General features: G+C 67.2%; 17 protein-coding genes and 1 tRNA gene. 7 read left to right on the forward strand and 11 right to left on the reverse strand.

Annotated features, from left to right (window positions below; genetic code table 11):
- Positions 1–350 precede the first annotated feature (350 nt).
- Entirely contained in the window at positions 351–773 is a 423-nt protein-coding gene (locus tag KCH87_RS36835) for a transposase (RefSeq protein WP_308299006.1), read from the forward strand.
- Positions 774–819: 46 nt separating this feature from the next.
- Here the strand turns inward: KCH87_RS36835 and KCH87_RS36840 are convergent, their stop codons facing one another.
- Positions 820–1,764, reverse strand: coding sequence for a hypothetical protein (locus KCH87_RS36840; protein ID WP_210592213.1), 945 nt, complete (start codon positions 1,762–1,764; stop codon positions 820–822).
- A gap of 824 nt (positions 1,765–2,588) precedes the next feature.
- Complete coding sequence (locus tag KCH87_RS36845; RefSeq protein WP_210592214.1) at positions 2,589–3,398, reverse strand: TIGR04255 family protein; 810 nt, start codon at positions 3,396–3,398, stop codon at positions 2,589–2,591.
- A 409-nt stretch (positions 3,399–3,807) separates the two neighbouring features.
- Between KCH87_RS36845 and KCH87_RS36850 the strand changes: the two genes are divergently transcribed.
- Positions 3,808–4,398, forward strand: coding sequence for a hypothetical protein (locus KCH87_RS36850; RefSeq protein ID WP_210592215.1), 591 nt, complete (start codon positions 3,808–3,810; stop codon positions 4,396–4,398).
- A 456-nt stretch (positions 4,399–4,854) separates the two neighbouring features.
- Here the strand turns inward: KCH87_RS36850 and KCH87_RS36855 are convergent, their stop codons facing one another.
- The 5 genes from KCH87_RS36855 to KCH87_RS36875 form a co-directional block, all read right to left on the reverse strand.
- The gene (locus tag KCH87_RS36855) at positions 4,855–5,157 is read right to left on the reverse strand and encodes a hypothetical protein (RefSeq protein ID WP_210592216.1); all 303 of its coding nucleotides are present in this window, start codon (positions 5,155–5,157) and stop codon (positions 4,855–4,857) included.
- Complete coding sequence (locus tag KCH87_RS36860) at positions 5,154–5,897, reverse strand: GntR family transcriptional regulator (RefSeq protein WP_210592217.1); 744 nt, start codon at positions 5,895–5,897, stop codon at positions 5,154–5,156. The genes KCH87_RS36855 and KCH87_RS36860 overlap by 4 nt, the downstream gene beginning before the upstream one ends.
- Positions 5,894–6,118, reverse strand: coding sequence for a hypothetical protein (locus KCH87_RS36865; protein ID WP_308299000.1), 225 nt, complete (start codon positions 6,116–6,118; stop codon positions 5,894–5,896). The genes KCH87_RS36860 and KCH87_RS36865 overlap by 4 nt, the downstream gene beginning before the upstream one ends.
- 199 nt (positions 6,119–6,317) lie before the next feature.
- Positions 6,318–6,473 (reverse strand): hypothetical protein, encoded by a 156-nt coding sequence (locus tag KCH87_RS49645; RefSeq protein WP_247197359.1) that lies wholly within the window; start codon positions 6,471–6,473, stop codon positions 6,318–6,320.
- Positions 6,474–6,641: 168 nt separating this feature from the next.
- A complete protein-coding gene (locus KCH87_RS36875; RefSeq protein WP_210592220.1) occupies positions 6,642–6,920 on the reverse strand; it encodes a hypothetical protein in 279 nt (92 codons plus the stop codon).
- Between the two features lie 78 nt (positions 6,921–6,998).
- Between KCH87_RS36875 and KCH87_RS36880 the strand changes: the two genes are divergently transcribed.
- On the forward strand, positions 6,999–7,754 hold the full coding sequence (locus KCH87_RS36880; RefSeq protein ID WP_210592221.1) for a GntR family transcriptional regulator: 756 nt from the start codon (positions 6,999–7,001) through the stop codon (positions 7,752–7,754).
- A gap of 186 nt (positions 7,755–7,940) precedes the next feature.
- On the opposite strand, the gene KCH87_RS36885 is transcribed toward KCH87_RS36880, so the two are convergent.
- Both KCH87_RS36885 and KCH87_RS50240 read right to left on the reverse strand, forming a co-directional pair.
- Positions 7,941–8,027 (reverse strand) — tRNA-Ser (locus KCH87_RS36885).
- Between the two features lie 63 nt (positions 8,028–8,090).
- Positions 8,091–9,575 carry a S1C family serine protease gene (locus tag KCH87_RS50240; RefSeq protein WP_210592222.1) on the reverse strand — a complete coding sequence of 495 codons (1,485 nt, stop codon included), beginning with the start codon at positions 9,573–9,575 and terminating at the stop codon, positions 8,091–8,093.
- A 307-nt stretch (positions 9,576–9,882) separates the two neighbouring features.
- Between KCH87_RS50240 and KCH87_RS36895 the strand changes: the two genes are divergently transcribed.
- The 3 genes from KCH87_RS36895 (at position 9,883) to KCH87_RS36905 (ending at position 12,600) form a co-directional block, all read left to right on the forward strand.
- Positions 9,883–10,710 carry a glycerophosphodiester phosphodiesterase gene (locus tag KCH87_RS36895; RefSeq protein WP_210592223.1) on the forward strand — a complete coding sequence of 276 codons (828 nt, stop codon included), beginning with the start codon at positions 9,883–9,885 and terminating at the stop codon, positions 10,708–10,710.
- A 216-nt stretch (positions 10,711–10,926) separates the two neighbouring features.
- Positions 10,927–11,478, forward strand: coding sequence for an ATP-binding protein (locus tag KCH87_RS36900; protein ID WP_210592224.1), 552 nt, complete (start codon positions 10,927–10,929; stop codon positions 11,476–11,478).
- Between the two features lie 156 nt (positions 11,479–11,634).
- Positions 11,635–12,600 (forward strand): DUF5926 family protein, encoded by a 966-nt coding sequence (locus KCH87_RS36905; protein WP_210592225.1) that lies wholly within the window; start codon positions 11,635–11,637, stop codon positions 12,598–12,600.
- Positions 12,601–12,867: 267 nt separating this feature from the next.
- Here KCH87_RS36905 and KCH87_RS36910 read toward each other — a convergent pair whose 3' ends face one another.
- A complete protein-coding gene (locus KCH87_RS36910) occupies positions 12,868–13,401 on the reverse strand; it encodes a hypothetical protein (protein ID WP_210592226.1) in 534 nt (177 codons plus the stop codon).
- Positions 13,402–13,457: 56 nt separating this feature from the next.
- Positions 13,458–14,123: a bifunctional DNA primase/polymerase gene (locus tag KCH87_RS36915; protein WP_210592227.1), complete on the reverse strand. Its 666-nt coding sequence runs from the start codon at positions 14,121–14,123 to the stop codon at positions 13,458–13,460.
- A gap of 491 nt (positions 14,124–14,614) precedes the next feature.
- Here KCH87_RS36915 and KCH87_RS36920 point away from each other — a divergent pair, with 491 nt between their 5' ends.
- On the forward strand, positions 14,615–16,135 hold the full coding sequence (locus KCH87_RS36920) for a PP2C family protein-serine/threonine phosphatase (RefSeq protein ID WP_210592228.1): 1,521 nt from the start codon (positions 14,615–14,617) through the stop codon (positions 16,133–16,135).
- Positions 16,136–16,212 lie beyond the last annotated feature (77 nt).

The raw sequence follows: 16,212 nt of genomic DNA on the forward strand, positions 1-16,212 counted from the left end.
GAGGGCTCGCAGGGCCCAGCGCACCAGCTCAACCCACACAGGACATACTCTGAAGTAGGCGAGCGGTCATAATTTCGCACTTAGGCCTGCGAGTCAAGGAGGTCGCTCGCGGGCTCGTGCCCCTCGCATGCCCGATCAAGCAGCGACTGACGGGGAACGGCGGCGACCACTTCAAGAACCCGCAGCTCAGCGTCGCGCCAGCTCAGCCCCGATCCGCATACGCGATCTTCCAAACTGGGGCTCAAGCCTTCGGGTGGTCCCTTGAATGGGTCATTGAGTAATCCGATCTCCTGATGGCGACCCCCCAAAGGGGAGAAAATTGGCCGTGGTCGTCCGGCTGACTGGCTGAGATCGGCGCGGACATGGCCCGTTTCCCCTCGGCCGCCCACCTGGCCTCTTGGGCCGGGATGTGTCCGGGCAACCACGAGTCCGCCGGCATGCACACTTCCGGCAAGTCCCGGCCAGGCGACCCGTGGCTGAAGAATGCGCTCGGACTCGCCGCCACCGCGGCGGCCCGCGGCAAGAACACCTATCTGGCGTCGCGCTATAAACGCATCGCGATCCGCCGCGGCAAGAAGCGGGCCCTGGTCGCCCTCGGGCACACCATCTTGACCTCGATCTGGCACATGCTCATCAACGACGCCGAGTACGCCGACCTCGGAGCGGACTACTTCCTCCAGCGAACCGGCCGGGCGCGCCAGACACGGCGCCTGGTCAGCCAGCTCAACATGCTCGGCTATCAAGTGTCCCTCCAATCGGCAGATGCGGACTGAGCTGCGACGTCAGGGGATTTTCGAATCAGACTCCGCCGACCGCGAGCTAGCCGTCCTGCAAGGGCAACGGTGGCGATAGATGATCGAGGTCTAGCTCTTCACTGCGCCTGTATCGCTCGAAAGAAAACTCTTCACTGGTGGATAGATCGCCACGGATCTGCCCACCCTCTACAGCTGCCAGGATGTCTGTTGCTGCGCTTGCCGACGGAACGCACATGGCGGCCAGAGAGTCAGCAAAGCCACCCCACAACCAGTACCGCACGATCGAGTCCATCTCGGCATTTTCACGCTTCAAGCGTTGCGCGATATCCGCAGGCTTACGCCGAATTTCCCCATTCGCGTCGTACAGCCAATCAGACAGCTCCACTGGAAGATCGGGCAGCTCGTCTGGCTCGAAGCTGGGAATAACACCGGCCTTCAGTACGACACACAGCGCCAAAGCGTACGGGGTGGACTTCCACCCTTCCTCACACTCCAGCCGAAGTGAAACCACATGATCAAGAGCCCAACCCACCGGGCTCTCAAGATTGCCCTCGCGCCCCTCAACGAGTTTCTGTAGGGGGCGAACCCACGGCACCACTTCATCCGGGAAAGCAAAGCGCGCGAAGCGTCGACCAACTCGTTGACCAAAACGCCTTACGTCATCAATCTGAAGAATTCCGTGTCGGGCGCCAACCTCAGAAAGAACCGACTTATCCAGTGTGGCTATGAATGACAAGTCAGCGAAACTCTGCGGACCGAGCTCTGGAATATGCACAAGGTTCGGCTGTCGACCGCTCCGCGCAGGCTTTGCTTTATCCTCTTCGAGCACGACTACACAGGCCACGTGAAATGTCGGACGGCTGCGGAGAACCAGGTCGCATGTCTGCGTGACGACCACTACGCCGTTGGGAGTGGGTTGTTGGCGGATGATGCCGTTGGCGGTCACGACCGGAACCTGCATTAGATCAAGAACGTCGCCTTGTCGGTACTCATCCAGGTCTTCCGGCACCTCATCGACGGACGCACAGCGCCCCTTGTCTGGCGTTGGCCGCAGGGAAGCCCACCCTAGACTGAAGATCCTTTTTATCGGTGAGAGCAGGCGTCTGGCGCTCGATTCACCGCCGACTCCCCGCTTCGGCGTACGGCCATGCTCACCCATGCTGTGGCGAACTCCCGACGTTCAGTCAGCATCCTGTCCAATTAGCTGACTTGCAGTGTAGCCGACACCATTCACCGCTGCCCCGGGACGACGATGCTGGGCCTTGAACGCCTCCGCGGGACTTAGCCCGCCGGCACTGGCGGCGAGCAACCAAGTACGTACGCGTTCCGGGTTGTTGACAGGTGCATTGCGAACCAGTGAAACAAGTTCAGTCGCTAGCTCGATGTGCCGAGCATTCATCCGGCCGCCAGAAGCCCAGAGGTGAACGGACCTTCGACTCACACCGAGGATCTTGCTCAGCTGCTCCCAAGTGAGACCTGACTGGTCATGTAGATCTTGGATGAGTTCAGCTGTGTTCGGCTCAGGGGCATCCTCAACCGTCGCGACGGGGGTGTTGCTTGCCAAGTCAGCCTGGCGCGTACCCACCGTTGACATGGGCAGTGTCGCCGCGGGATCAAGGGGACTAGTCGTATGGTCGCCCAACGCAAGAGCGTTTGCAGCTGGTGCGCCAATGAAACATGAGGTGGTCATGGATGCCGCAAGGAAAAGGCCTGTCGCCCAAATCCTTGGAGTGGGTATCGCCGAATTTGGCGCGGAGTGTTGAAGCGCGCCAGAGACGCCTTCCACATCAAAGGCTGAAGCGGGATGCCCTCCAGCCGCGGTGGTCATTTCCATCATACGTCACCCCCAAATTCCCTCAGAAAGTCCAGGGTGACCGCCCATCGAAGAAATCGGTAAGCGCGCTCAGCCAGAGCTAGCGCCTCAGCCTGGATGGCCGTGGGCGAAGGGTTAATTGCATCATTTTGCAGATAGGCGTCAAGATCCAGGACGTAGCTGCGCTGGGGGAGCACTGGAAGGCCAGGATCAAAGCCAGAATTTTCGGGCAACTGCCCCCATTGCCCAACCAGGCCAGTGCCGCCACCCAGGATGAAGGACGCTTGCGAGACGGCATGCTGCAATTGAGCATTTCCGAGCGAGGTGGAAGACAAGCCGAGAATTTCAGCCCTGAATAGGTCACTCAGGCGATGCAGCAAATCTCCAGTGATTTGATTCGTGTAGCGCACTCCAATGCGATTAAACGAGGGAACTTTTACGATTCTGTGCAGCACTTCAACAATAGAGAGAAGTTCCTTGCAGAAATCGCCGCGCCCACTGTAATTCGACGTTTCAAGGGAGATTGCCCCGTTTGTCAACGTGACTGTTCTAGTCCTGTCCGCAGACCTTAGGCGCCAAACAGTTTGTGATGTTGGTTGAGACGCCACCTGCCCGCCCCCTACCAGCAGATTTAGCTCAGTCGAGGAATCCGAGTACGGGTAGACGTCGCTGAGTGCGACCGTGAACTCGCCAGCAGTCGAGGGCGAGTCCAGAACGGACATCCGTTCAAAGCGAAGCTGGCTCAGCACCCTGACGAGGGGCGCTCTCGGCAGATCCACTTCGTCGTACGGCTCATCGCCGAACGGCTGGCTAAGTTGGCGAGGTCCCATACTTCACACGTTACTTCACACCCTCCATCGCCGTCACGAGGGTTGCTAGAGTCTGTGCGCCAGCTGGGTGTATGATGCGCCGCTTCGTTGACACTTCCGTTGCCAAACCACGAGGCAGATGGATTGGATGCTTCCGGCAAACCTCCTAGGCGTGAGTGTGTAACTGCGTGACAACGCTTGCAGACAGCAGCAGAGAGGTGCGCACACTTACGGGCCATCGCTCCAGGTGAAGGACACACCAGGCCAGGCAGAGCGCCGTCGAAGTTGCTTCGGGACGAAGTAGTCGCTCGGTCGAGGCATGGGTGCTCGCGATGGGGGCCCAGCTCGTCCAAAACCCACCCACACCGAGGCTTTCGACGCTGGCATGCTGGCAGGTCCGAGTATCGGACCGCAGCCCCAGGGGGACAGCGTGATCGTGAACCGGAGTATCGGCAGCGAACAGCCTGATGAGTACGACGAGCTAGAACAGCACCTCACCCAGAAACTCAACGTCCCGCTCGACTGGCCTGAAGATAGCGGCCTCACTGTCGGCCACGTCGCCAAAATCGCCGTTGCTGCAACCTGTGACACCGCGTACAGCCAAGCTGCCAACGGTCACTTGATCGACCTGTTCGCGGCGCTCCCGCTGCCGGGAACCCCAGAAGGGGAAGGCTTTTGGAAGCGCATCGGCGATGCCGGGGACGACGCGGCCCTGAACATCGATCCTGCCAACATGGGCGGCCCGTTCTTCGACCGCATCCATGGCGGCAACGAGAGAGGCATCGCCTACCGCGTCTTGAGCTTCCTGGAGGAGCTGACGCCCTCTCAGCGAACGGCCATAGCAGAGGTCATCGGCTCAGTCCTCGACAACGGCACCATCGGCGTTAGTGGCCGCTACGGGGGCGAGCTGTGGCTACGGGACGCAGAGATGAGTGCATGGCGCGTCGCGCTGGCCAGTCGGCGGGAGTTCGAAACGGCACAGGACCGTGAGCGATTCTTCGAAGCATGGCGCCGCGCCTGACCGCCTGGCGCACCCCAAGTTGCAGTACAGCAGAGAAGTACCGCAACCACAGCAACCGACCCCCGTCTGACAGGATCCGCACAAGGCTCCTCAACGACCGGTCTGACCCTCACTGACCGATCCACTTAAGAGCTACGGATCAGAAGGGTTGCGGGATCGTCACGGACCCGCCGCCACAGATTGCTCTTGTCGACGCAATCTCCGAGGGGCGTGGCTGAGGCCGGTAGGGGTACAACGAGGCACACGCGAGCCTGATCGGTCGGCGAACCCGCCATCGTGGCTGGCTGTCGTCGGCTGAAGGGCACACAGGCGAAAGAAGGTTCTCTCCACGCCGCGCGCGGCGCATCAGCCGGGCCTCCACAACTCGGCGGGGAAGGGAGCCCGGGTTCGTATCGGGCTCCCTTCCCCGCATTCACTGGAGGTCACGGCCGTCAGGTGCCGTTGTCCCCCGTTCCTTCAGATGCCGTGAGGTTCGTCAGCGGTCAAAAGGCGACCGCGGCTGGTAGCGACGCGAAGTACGTCTCGCAAGGCCCCGGTCAGTTCCGTCGCCAACCGCCGTACGTTTTCCGGATCCGCGTACTGGTCGTCGAGGGTTTCCGAGGCCTGTTCCAGCAGTTCGGCCGCCGTGCCGAGTTGGACGGCTTCGATGTTGTCCGCCAGTCGGGACATGTAGCCGTCCCGGTCGTCGGTGCTCAGGTAGCAGGGCTTGCCCTCTGGACCCGACCACGGGAGAAGCCGCAGTTCGTTCCGAGCCGTCATGCTTGGATCTGCCTCTCGTCGGTCATGAGCTGGGTGGCGAAGACCGCGTCGACACGATCCCCCGGGAACACCAGGAGGGCGGCTTCGACGATTCGCCCGGTGGCGTCGGTTGCGATGCGCGTGATCCCGAGGACTGGCGCGGCGTGACCGATCCGGAGTGCCGAGGCTTCGTCCGGTGTCGGTGTCCGGGCGTATGCCGTCTCCCGGACAGCGGCCGGCGGCGGGCCGAGGACGGCGAATCTCGTGGCCGCCTCCCAGCATGAGGACGTGTCGTCGAAGTCTCCGACGGGTGTCAGGTCGCGTGGGATGTAGATGCGGGCCAGCCCTTGCGGTGACTCTCCCGCGTGGCTGATGCAGGAAAGCTCGGTGAGAGGACTGCCCTCGGACACCTTCAGCAAGGTTGTGAGATGCCCGTGAGCCTGCACTGTGGCGCTGCGAACGGTGACACGCAGAGCCGGTTCGGCAGCGGTCCACGGGTCCAGCGTTCCCCATCCTCCGACGTACATGATCTTGCGGTGGGGTCGGCGGACGAAGTTCCCCTTGCCGTGGATCTTTTCGACGAGGCCTTCGCCCTGGAGCACCGCGAGGGCCCTCCGCAGTGTCACCGTGCTGACCCTGTACCGGTCGGCTAAGTCGGCTTCGGACGGCAGACGCTCGCCAGGCCGGATACGGCCGGTCGTGATCTGGTTCCGGAGATCGTCGGCGATGTCCTTGTGGCGAGACGGCACGGCCCCGGTCACCGCCTTCTCAGCGTCCGCACGGCCACCAGCCGGGTACGCGTGTGTATGGTCAGCAACTCGCCTGACTCGAAGACCAGTTGCCTGGCTCCCTGAGGCAGTTGGAAGAGATCGCCCACCCGGCAGGCCTGGCCGCCGAGTTGGATGATGTCGCCGCGCTGCACGGTCGTCGCCGTGACCTCGACGCTGGAGACCAGCGCGCCACCGAGGGCCCGTTCGTTCACCGTGCCACCTCCGCAGGCGCGGACTGGTCGCATGCCGAATGGCACGGACAGTCGCACGCTTCGTGGACCACCGGGAGGTCGACCGACGCCGATGCCGGGGAGAACTCCGCGCAGGCGGGGTGCGTGCCGATGCGGCAAGCGGTCGAGCGGTAGGGGACAGCCGAGACGTCCGTGATGGGCGGCCGTTGTCGAGAAGGCATCAGTGGACCCCCGCGAGGGTCGACCATGCGTCGGCCGGCAAGTACGGAGCGATGACCACGGAGCGCGCCCGCAGCCGCTTCTCCCAGGCCAGCACATACGGGCGTACGAGCGCGTTGTCCTCACCCGTGAGCGAGTGGCGATGGTCCAGCCCCATGGAGGCCCGTTCCAGGACGACTGTCGACGCGTCAGCAGACGCAGGGGAGGCGGAAGAAGCCGATAGTCGGGCGGGCGTTAAGGGGCGGCGGTGCCTGCCTTTGGGGAAGTGGCGCGCCTTGGTACGAAATACGGCGCGGCGGATACGGTTGAGCACGCTGCTCAGCTCCTATCGCTGATGGCTCGGGCCCCCGACATCGCCCGTCGTGGGGACCGCTTTGCGTACGACCGCCCAGAGGGTGCGGCCGTTCAGGCTGGTGGCGAGGAGCCCGAACTGATCCGCCTCGGCCACCACGTCTAAGACCTCCCGCCATGTCTCGGCGGAGACCGGTTCCGGCACCTCCGCTTCGACCGACGTGTGTCGGGGGTGTTCCTCCACTCGCGTGAGGAGCCCGAGGGCGGACAGCCGGGCGGCGATGGCCGCCGCGCTAACTCCCGAAGCGGGCACAGGGCAGCCTCCGTCACCAGCGATCACTTTGAGTGAAGCTAGTTAACTAGATTAGAGCTAGTGGACTAGATTTTCCATATGCCTGAGCAGCCGCCCTATCTCCGCATCGCCGACGAACTCCGGCGACGCATCGCGGAGCACGTGTGGGAGCCGGGCGACCGCCTCCCCTCCCGCGCCCAAATCGGCCAAGAGTGCGGCGTGGGCGAGAACGTGGTTCGGCGGGCGCAGGAGTTGCTGATCTCCCAGGGCGTTCTGGAGGGCCGCGCTGGATCGGGCACGTACGTCGCCGAGCCTCGCCAGCGGGTGCGGGTAGTCCGTTCCTCAGCGCGCGAGCAGCCTCAAGGGTCGCCGTTCCGGACAGACATGAAGGCCGTGGGCAGGCAGGGCACTTGGGAGAGCCGGACCGACGCCAAGGTGCCGGCGCCGACAGACATCGCAGCCCGACTGGGCGTTGCCGTAAGTGACTTGTGCGTCCGCACGACGTACGAGTTCCTGGCCGACGGCAGGCCCGTGCAGCTGTCGACGAGTTGGGAGCCGTACGACCTCACCGCCGGCACGCTGGTGGTCCTCCCCGAGGGAGGCCCGCACGCCGGGGCCGGAGTCGTGAACCGGATGACCGCGATCGGCGTCACGGTCAGCCATGCCGTGGAGCAGCCCGAGCCGAGACAAGCGACCGCCGAGGAGGCATCGCTACTCGGCATCCAGAAGGCCGCGCTCGTCACGCACATTCGGCGGACCTACTACAGCGACCAAGGCCGGCCGGTCGAAACAGCAGACATCGTGGTGCCCGCCGCCCACTGCGAAATCGTCTACGAGATCCCGATCAACCGTTAGCGGGCGGGCAGCTGGCCGCCTACTGGATCTTTGGAAGCCGTGCTTCAGACGTGCCCAACGCGTGCCCAACGCGTGCCCCATCCGTGCCCGATCGAGCGGGAAACCAGGGGGAACGGCAGGGTCAGATGGGCAGCGGGCAAAGCAACAGCCCCCGACCATATCGCCTGGTCAGGGGCCGTTCATCTGCGGTGGGTGTGGGATTTGAACCCACGGTGACATCGCTGCCACGACGGTTTTCAAGACCGTTCCCTTAGGCCGCTCGGGCAACCCACCCCGCGCTGCCGCTGATCGGCTGCGCGGGGACAAGAGTAACGGGTTGGCACGCGTGCGTGGTGGTCAGCTGTCTCCGACGCGGGAGCCGAGGGTGAGGTCGACGGTGCGGGTCTGGCTGTCGCGGGTGTAGGTGATCTTGACCTTGTCGCCGGGCTGGTGGGTCCAGATCTCGCCGATCAGGGTGGGGCCGGAGTCGATCACCGTGTCGTCGAGCTTGGTGATGACGTCGCCGGGCTTGAGGCCGGCCTTGTCGGCGGGGCCGCCCGCCTCGACCGCGTCCGAACCGCTGGTGGCCTGGTCGACGATCTTGGCTCCGTCGGTGGTGTCCTCCGTGGAGACAGAGGCACCGATCTTGGCGTAGACCGGCTTGCCGTTCTTGATCAGCTGCTGGGCGACGTACTTGGCCTGGTTGATCGGGATGGCGAAGCCCAGCCCTATCGAGCCGGACTGGGTGGTGCCGCCCAGGCCGCCGTTGCTGGTGGACTGGATCGCGGAGTTGATGCCGATGACGTTGCCCTGGGCGTCCAGCAGCGGTCCGCCGGAGTTGCCCGGGTTGATCGAGGCGTCGGTCTGTAGCGCGCTCATGTAGGACGCGTTGCTGCCGGTGCCGTCGCTGGAGGCCACGGGGCGGTTCTTCGCGCTGATGATGCCCGTCGTCACCGTGTTGGACAGGCCGAAGGGCGCGCCGATGGCAATGGTGGAGTCGCCGACGGCCACCTTGTCGGAGTCGCCCAGCGTCAGGGGCTTCAGGTTCGACGGGGCGCTCTCGAGCTTGATGACCGCGACGTCGTAACCCGCCGCGTGGCCGACGACCTCGGCGTCGTACTTCTTTCCGTCCGGGAAGGTCGCCGTCAGCTTGCCGCCGTCGACCGCTTCGGCCACCACGTGGTTGTTGGTGACGATGTGGCCCTGCGTGTCGAAGACGAAGCCGGTGCCGGTGCCGCCCTCGCCGCTGGAGGACTCGGCCTCTATGGTCACGGTGCTCGGCAGGGCCTTGTCGGCCACACCCGCGATGGTGCCCGCGTCGCGCTTGACGGAGCCGCCGCTGTCGGAGGCGGAGACGGTCGTGGAGTCGCCGCCGTCGTTGTTCTTGGCGAGGGTGTAACCGAGGCCGCCGCCGAGGCCGCCCGCGACCAGCGCGGCAACCAGGATCGCGGCAACCAGGCCACCGCGCCCGCTGCGCGGCTTGGGGGCGGGCGGCGGATAGCCGGCGCCCCAGCCCGAGCCTGCCCCTCCGTCGCCCCCGTCGGCGTACGAGCCCACTCCTGAGGCGCCTCCGTCCGCGTACGTCGGAGTGGCCGGCGCCGGGGGCGGCCAGGAGGCGTCCGGGGCGGAACCGGTGCCCTGTGGAGTGTCGGGGCCGGGTGATCCGGCCGACGCGTAGGCGGGCGCGGTGTGGGCCGGCTCATGTTCCGGGGCGCCCGGGGGCACCACCGGTATGGGAGCCGTCGGCGCGGCCGGCTGCGCGGAAGCTGCAGGAGATTCCACCGGCACGGGAGGTGCGGACGGGGCCGGGGGTACCGAAGTGCCCTCGTTCTCGGTGCTCACAGCTCTTCTCCTCGATCCACGGCTGTTGTTCTCGGTCGCACTCGGTCACGCTCTTTCACGCTGTCGTCGGTCCGGCGCGATTCAGCTGTGCATGTGCTTTTGTATGCCGCCAGCTTTTCCCAACGGCCGTCAGAGCACCATAAGCGGTTCCTGTGGGTCCGAGGCCATCCCTTATATGGGACCTTTCGGGCGCAGGGGCCGCATCTCGACGCTCCCCGCCACCACGCGCGCGTGCGACCGAGGTCTCGCGCGCGTGCGAGGGGGTCGCGCCCTCACGTCTACCCCGTTGCGGTGGCACCATGACGCGGTGACCCCTGCACGGCAGCACCGGATTCAAGTCGTCGCCCACCGCGGGGCCTCCGAAGAGGCTCCCGAGCACACCCTGGCCGCGTACAAGAAGGCGATCGAGGACGGTGCGGACGCCCTCGAGTGCGATGTGCGGCTGACCGCCGACGGCCATCTCGTCTGCGTCCACGACCGCCGCGTCAACCGCACCTCCAACGGCCGCGGAGCGGTCTCCGCCCTGGAGCTCGCCGAGCTGGCGGCCCTGGACTTCGGCTCCTGGAAGAACCGGGACTCCTGGCGGATGCGGGACGAGGAGCCCGACTGGGAGCATCTGCCCGAGGACCCGGAGGACACCTCCGTCCTGACCCTGGAGCGGCTGCTCGAACTCATCGCCGACGCCGGCCGCCGGGTGGAGCTGGCCGTCGAGACCAAGCACCCCACCCGCTGGGCGGGCCAGGTCGAGGAGCGGCTGCTGCTTCTCCTGAAGCGCTTCGGGCTGGACGCGCCCGCCACCCCGGCGGAGTCCCAGCTACGGATCATGAGCTTCTCGGCACGCTCGCTGCACCGTGTGCGAGCCGCCTCGCCGACGCTGCCGACGGTCTATCTGATGCAGTTCGTCTCGCCCCGGCTGCGTGACGGACGGCTGCCCGCGGGTGTCCGGTTCGCGGGCCCCTCGATCCGGATCGTGCGCAACCATCCGGCGTACGTCGAGCGCCTGAAGCGAGCCGGCCACCAGGTCCACGTCTGGACCGTGAACGAGCCCCAGGACGTCGATCTCTGCGTCGACCTGGGCATCGACGCCATCATCACCAACCGTCCGCGCGAGGTGCTGCGCCAACTCGGTCGTTGAGCCATGAAACGAAGCTTGACCCCCACAGGCGTTCTACAGCATTCTCCGATACCGGCCACACCGGCGAAATTCAGCCACGCGGTTACAGGGAGTGCTCCGGCGCGTTCGAACCGTATTCGATCGTTGCGAATGCGTCACTGAACGTGCATTGGCCGGTTTCCGGTTCAGGCCAATGGGGCATCCACACCGTGGCGTGGGGCAAAGGAGGTCTCGGGGGTGGCGTTGGTGGTGGCACAGGAGGTGCCCACGTCGTCGAGCATGGCCGTAGCCCATGGCCCTGCGGGCGTGGGTGAAGCGAGACACCGTATGCGCGATCAGTTGCGCACGGGTGGCGTGGCGGAAGCGGTCATCGACGATGCCGTATTGATTCTTTCCGAACTCTTGAGCAATGCGTGCAAGCACGGCCGGCCGCTGGGCGACGCCCTGGCCGGGGACGGCGACGTCCGGGCCGCATGGCGGGTGGACACGCGCGGCAGGCTCACGGTCGAGGTGACGGACGGTGGTGGGCCCACCCGCCCGGCTCCGGCCACGCCCTCGGTCACCGCACACGGCGGCCGCGGGCTGAACATCATCACCGCACTGGCCGACGACTGGGGCGTCCGGGACGACGCACGCGGCGAGGTCACGGTGTGGGTCGTGGTCCACGACGACGTGCACAACACGGCCGCAGGCCGCCGGCGCGACGACTTCGCTACGCGTGTCACCGCTCCTCGGGTGTCCGCGATACCCGACCTGGACTTCGCGAACGCCTTCGACGACCGGGACTGAAGCACCGGTTCCACAGGACGGCGAGGGTCCTCCCGCTCGGGCGAAGCCGAGAGTGGGGGAGGGTCGGCCGCGTTGTCCACAGGGTTCCCGTCGGTCGTGGCGTAAACGGCTAGGCTCCCGCCGTACGAGACGAGCCGTAACCGGGAGACACCCAAGATGGCCAAGAAGCGACTCCAGACCAAGGCCCCGCGGCCGCAGCTCACGGATGGTGAGATCCCGGTTGTCGGTGCCCGCGAACCCTGCCCCTGCGGCAGCGGCCGCCGTTACAAGGCGTGCCACGGCCGGGCCGCCGCGCAGGCGGTGACCGAGCTGGTGCAGCGCCCGTTCGAGGGCCTGCCCGGCGAATGCGACTGGGTGGCGCTGCGCGAGCTGGTCCCCGCCGCCACGGTGGAGCTGACGCTCAAGGGAGGCCTCCCCGAGGACGTCCCCTCGGTCACGCTCGCCACGGTCCTGCCGATGGCCTGGCCCGCCCTGCGCCGCGACGACGGCTCGGTCCTGCTCGGCCTCCAGAACGACACGGCGTCGGGCGACATCAGCCGCGACCTCGCCGACACCCTCCAGCGCGCCCTCACCGCCAAGCCGGGCACGCCCGTGCAGAGTCGCCGCGCGCCGGCCGACGGTCCGCGGCTTCAGGATCTGCTCGACCCGGAAGGCACGTTCGAGCCACTCGTGCACCCGGGCTTCGAGTTCTGGGTCCCGGACGCGGAGAACGCCACACCGGAGGTGACCGCCTCCCTGGAGCGGGCCAACGCCGCGGCCATCCCGACCGTGAAGCTGACCGGCGTGGACGCCGCGTACTGGTGCGAGACGCCGGAGAAGAACCACCTGCGGTGGGTCATGCCGCACCCGGAGGAGCAGCTTCTGGACGCCCTCGCACGGCTGCACGCCGCCGGCGGGGCGAGCCTCGGGGAGGGCACCCGGCTGGTGGGTTCCTTCCGCGGTCACGGGCTCACCGTCCCGGTCTGGGACCTGCCGAGCGGAGTCACCGCGCAGGACATCGAGAAGCCGGCCGCCGAGTTCGCCGAGCGTCTCGCCACCGCGCTGGCCACGGACGCCCCGCTCACCGCGGACGAGCGCCGCGCGCGCGGCGGCCTGACCAACCGACAGGTCACGCTCAGCTGACGCACAGCTCCGGCTGACCGGTCGGTCAGCCGGAGCAGGCCTTGACGGAACGGTCGGCTCCGTCCACAACTCCCCGTTGCGGCAGGCGAGTCGGTGTCCGAATAGCCAAGCAAAACGCGAGATCGAATTTGCGAACAGCCGATCTCTTGTTACCGTTCCAGTAGCCCGGTTGCTGGTGCATCCCCCGTCGCCAGCAACCGGGTCTTTCTGTGCGCGCTTCCCCAAGAGGGTTCGAAGCCGGGCGCGGGGGAAAACCCCCGTCGTCCGTCAACCGCCCGCAGGCGCCCCGGAGTTGCTCCCCGACCGCAGCAGCAGCGGTCCCTGCCCGGCCCGAGCCGCGAACTCCGCAACCGCGGTGTAGGCATCCAGGTTTCCCCGCGTGCGCTCACGCGGCGTCTCACAGGTGGCGGGCTCGTCGTCGGTGCCGATCATGCAGCGCATCTGAAGCGTGCGGCCGCCCGGACCCATGAGGCTCAGTACGGAGTCCAGCGCGCCGCCGGTCACGTTGCGGTAGTAGGTACGCGCCCAGGTGGTCTCCCCCTGGGTCATCACACAGGTCTGTGCCTCGATGCCGTCGGGTGAGGTGAGTTCGGGACCGCAGCGGGCGGCTGTGGCCAGGCCCAGGCCGAGCAACCCCGGAGGGTCGGTGGGTTCGGCGGAGGGGGCCTTGGCGTCAGCGCGACGGGACGGCCGTACGTCGTCGGCGTCCTGGTCACCCACGGGCCCCGCGGACGCAACAGCCAGCGGCAGCGCGATCGCGCATGCCGCCACGCCCGCGAGGGCGAGCAGGCGAATGTTCATGAAGGGGACGATAACGACCGGAATGGGGCGCTCGGTTCCACGCGCGCCCGACACCCTTACAACTCGGGCGCGCTCACACCCGTACGAGTGAGTGCTTCAACCACGGCGTCCACCACGGCCTCGACGTCGGGCACCCACGGGGAGGCCGAGCCGGGCAGTGGTGCGCGCTCCCAGCGGATCTGTCCCTGACCGGTTTCGGACGGGGGCAGTGCCAGATAGCCGCCCTCGCCGTGGAAGCGGAGGGAGCCCGGGACGAAGTCCTGGGCGTACAGCAGTTCGCCCAGCTGCTCCATGGAGTACGGCTTCACGAGCAGCGCCCACCGGGTGGGCGAGGCCACGACCGGGCCGAGGCGCATGCCCATGCGGTCGAGCGCGTCCAGGGCGCGGGCGGCCGGCAGGGCGGGCAGGGACACCGCGCACGGGGCCGTCCCGCCGGTGGCCAGGACGATCGGCGCGGCGGGCCGGTTGCTCCACCACCAGCGCACCATGCGGGCGTCGGTGGTGGCCGCGAGGAGGCCGGGGTCGAAGGGGTGTGCGCCGGGCACCGTGCAGTCCGGATCAGGGCAGGCGCAGCGGGAGCGCCCCTGCGGATCCGCCGCCACGCCCGGGAGTACGGGCCACTGCCATTCGGCCGCGTAGGTCAGGGCCGCGCTGATCAAGTCAGGCCCCCCGTCGCTGCGCTGGGACAGGAGCCTGCGTCGCCTTCCGAGGATCTCGCGCATGAGCGCTCGTTCCTTTCCGTTGCACCGCTGGCAACACCGTGGACCACATCACACCATGTGTCGATCACTTCACTGTGCGTACCTATTGGCGCATCACACCCCTGCCTCAGGCATGGGGAACCCCTATGGGCCGAGCGTTGCAGCTTCCGCGGCAGCCTCGTCCATACTGCGTCGTTCAAAAGCACGGGCGTGGCGTGGGGTGGCGAAGTCTGGCGTTTTGCTGTCGCGCGTGTTTCTCTTCGCCTCCGCCACGGGAGGATGGGGCACGGTCGTCGGTGGCTAAGACGCCCGGGTCCGTCGCCAGGTTCCGGGTGATTCCCAACCACCCCTGGCCTTCACCGAGTACGTACCCATCACGACCGCTGTGACGCTCTGTGGAGCAAGGCCAGTCGACCGCAATAGGCCGTTACCCGAGGCAGTTTTAAGCCAACTTTGCTTTTCCGCAAGAGGTCTACCGAAACCCCACGGACACCAGGAATCCCAGCAGGACAATGCTGGACATCCCCTCACGAGTGCGTGTACATGTGGAGACACTGCTAGCGGCGCAGAATGACATGGGGGTTTGCGATGCTATCGAGCAATACGCACCGGTCGGAAAGCCGGACGCCATGAACGCCCCGCACGCTCCGAAAGTGGCCGGAATCGATTCAACGGTTCCCTCGCCCGCACACACTGTCGCGCCCGCGCCCGCGGCCTCCGAAAACACTGCCACCACAGCCGTTCCCCCTCCCAACCCACCAGGCGCACTGCTCCAGGACCGCCTCGCCGGCTGGGTCTCGGATCTCACGACCCTCCACGAACTCACCGAACGCCTGGCCCGCACGGACGCACTGGCGGACGCCCTCCAGGAAGTGCTGCGCGCCGGAGCCGCCCTCGTGGGCGCCCGGCGCGGTCTCGTCGTGCTGGAACCCGGCGACGGGCTGGGACCGGACACAACCATCGGACTGGGTCTTGCCCGCGCCGATCTCGGTCACATCGAGACCGTGCCGCGCGGCGCGATGCCCTTCGGCCGGATCCTCGACGGCCTGCCCGGCAGCGAGAGCGAGATCGCCCAGCCCGATCTGTTCGCCGAGGACGGCCTCGACCCCCGGCACCGCGAGGTCGCCGCCCGCCTCGGCTACGCGGCCAGCTACGCGCTCCCCCTGTCCACCACCACCGCCGGCTGCCTCGGCGCCGCCGTATGGCTCTACGACGAACCCGCCGAGCCGGTCGAGCGACAGCGGCACCTCGTCGGCCTGTACGCCCGCTACGCCACCGAGCACCTGGCCCGGCTGGTCGAAGTCGAGCGCACGCGCGCGTGCCTGACGACGATGACCGAGGAACTGCTCCCCTCGCGGCTGCCCCGGGTGGCCGGCATGCAGCTCGCCGCCCGGCACCGCACCGGCCCGCGCGGCGGCGGCGACTGGTACGACGCGCTGCCGCTGCCGGACGCCGCGCTCGGCCTCGCCGTGGGCTCGGTGACCGGCTCCGGCCCCAGCGCCATCGCCGCGATGGGACGACTGCGGGCGTCCCTGCGGGCGTACGCCGTGATGGAGGGCGAGGACCCCGTCGCCGTCCTGTCCGACCTGGAGCTGCTCCTCAGGCTCACCGAGCCCGCCCGGTCCGCCACCGCCCTGTTCGCCTACTGCGAGCCCGCGCTGCGCAAGATCACGCTGGCCGGGGCCGGGCACAGCCCGCCGCTGCTGATCGGCGAGCGGCGCACGGAGTTCGTGGAGACCTCCGTGTCCGCGCCGCTGGGCATGCTCGCCTGCTGGGAGGCGCCGAGCGTGGAACTCCAGGTGGAGCCCGGGGAGACGGTGCTGCTGTACACCGACGGGCTGCTGCACCGCACCGGCGACCCCACCGACCGCGCCTTCGCCCGGCTGCACGCCGCGGCGGCCGGCGTGCCCAGGGCGCTGCGCCGGGACCCGGACGCCATCGCCGACCACATCCTGCGGACCGTGCTGCCGGACGGGCAGGACGAAGCGGAGTCGGCGGAGGACGTCGTACTCCTGGCCGCTCGTTTCGAGTAACCGGCCGCTCGTTCCGCGTAGCTGCCGGTAACAGGTCTTCCGGCCCTGGGCCCCCTTCCTCGCGACCGTACGATGGA

The organism is Streptomyces sp. GESEQ-35 (assembly GCF_017948485.1).
Taxonomy (GTDB): Bacteria; Actinomycetota; Actinomycetes; order Streptomycetales; family Streptomycetaceae; genus Streptomyces.

What these genes read in the sequence shown, in the direction of transcription:
- KCH87_RS36855 (WP_210592216.1), bottom strand. Translation starts at nt 5,157, where the DNA reads ATGACGGCTCGGAACGAACTGCGGCTTCTCCCGTGGTCGGGTCCAGAG.
- KCH87_RS36845 (WP_210592214.1), bottom strand. Translation starts at nt 3,398, where the DNA reads ATGGGACCTCGCCAACTTAGCCAGCCGTTCGGCGATGAGCCGTACGAC.
- KCH87_RS36910 (WP_210592226.1), bottom strand. Translation starts at nt 13,401, where the DNA reads ATGAACATTCGCCTGCTCGCCCTCGCGGGCGTGGCGGCATGCGCGATC.
- KCH87_RS36920 (WP_210592228.1), top strand. Translation starts at nt 14,615, where the DNA reads ATGCTGGACATCCCCTCACGAGTGCGTGTACATGTGGAGACACTGCTA.
- KCH87_RS49645 (WP_247197359.1), bottom strand. Translation starts at nt 6,473, where the DNA reads ATGGGGCTGGACCATCGCCACTCGCTCACGGGTGAGGACAACGCGCTC.
- KCH87_RS36905 (WP_210592225.1), top strand. Translation starts at nt 11,635, where the DNA reads ATGGCCAAGAAGCGACTCCAGACCAAGGCCCCGCGGCCGCAGCTCACG.
- KCH87_RS36880 (WP_210592221.1), top strand. Translation starts at nt 6,999, where the DNA reads ATGCCTGAGCAGCCGCCCTATCTCCGCATCGCCGACGAACTCCGGCGA.
- KCH87_RS36915 (WP_210592227.1), bottom strand. Translation starts at nt 14,123, where the DNA reads ATGCGCGAGATCCTCGGAAGGCGACGCAGGCTCCTGTCCCAGCGCAGC.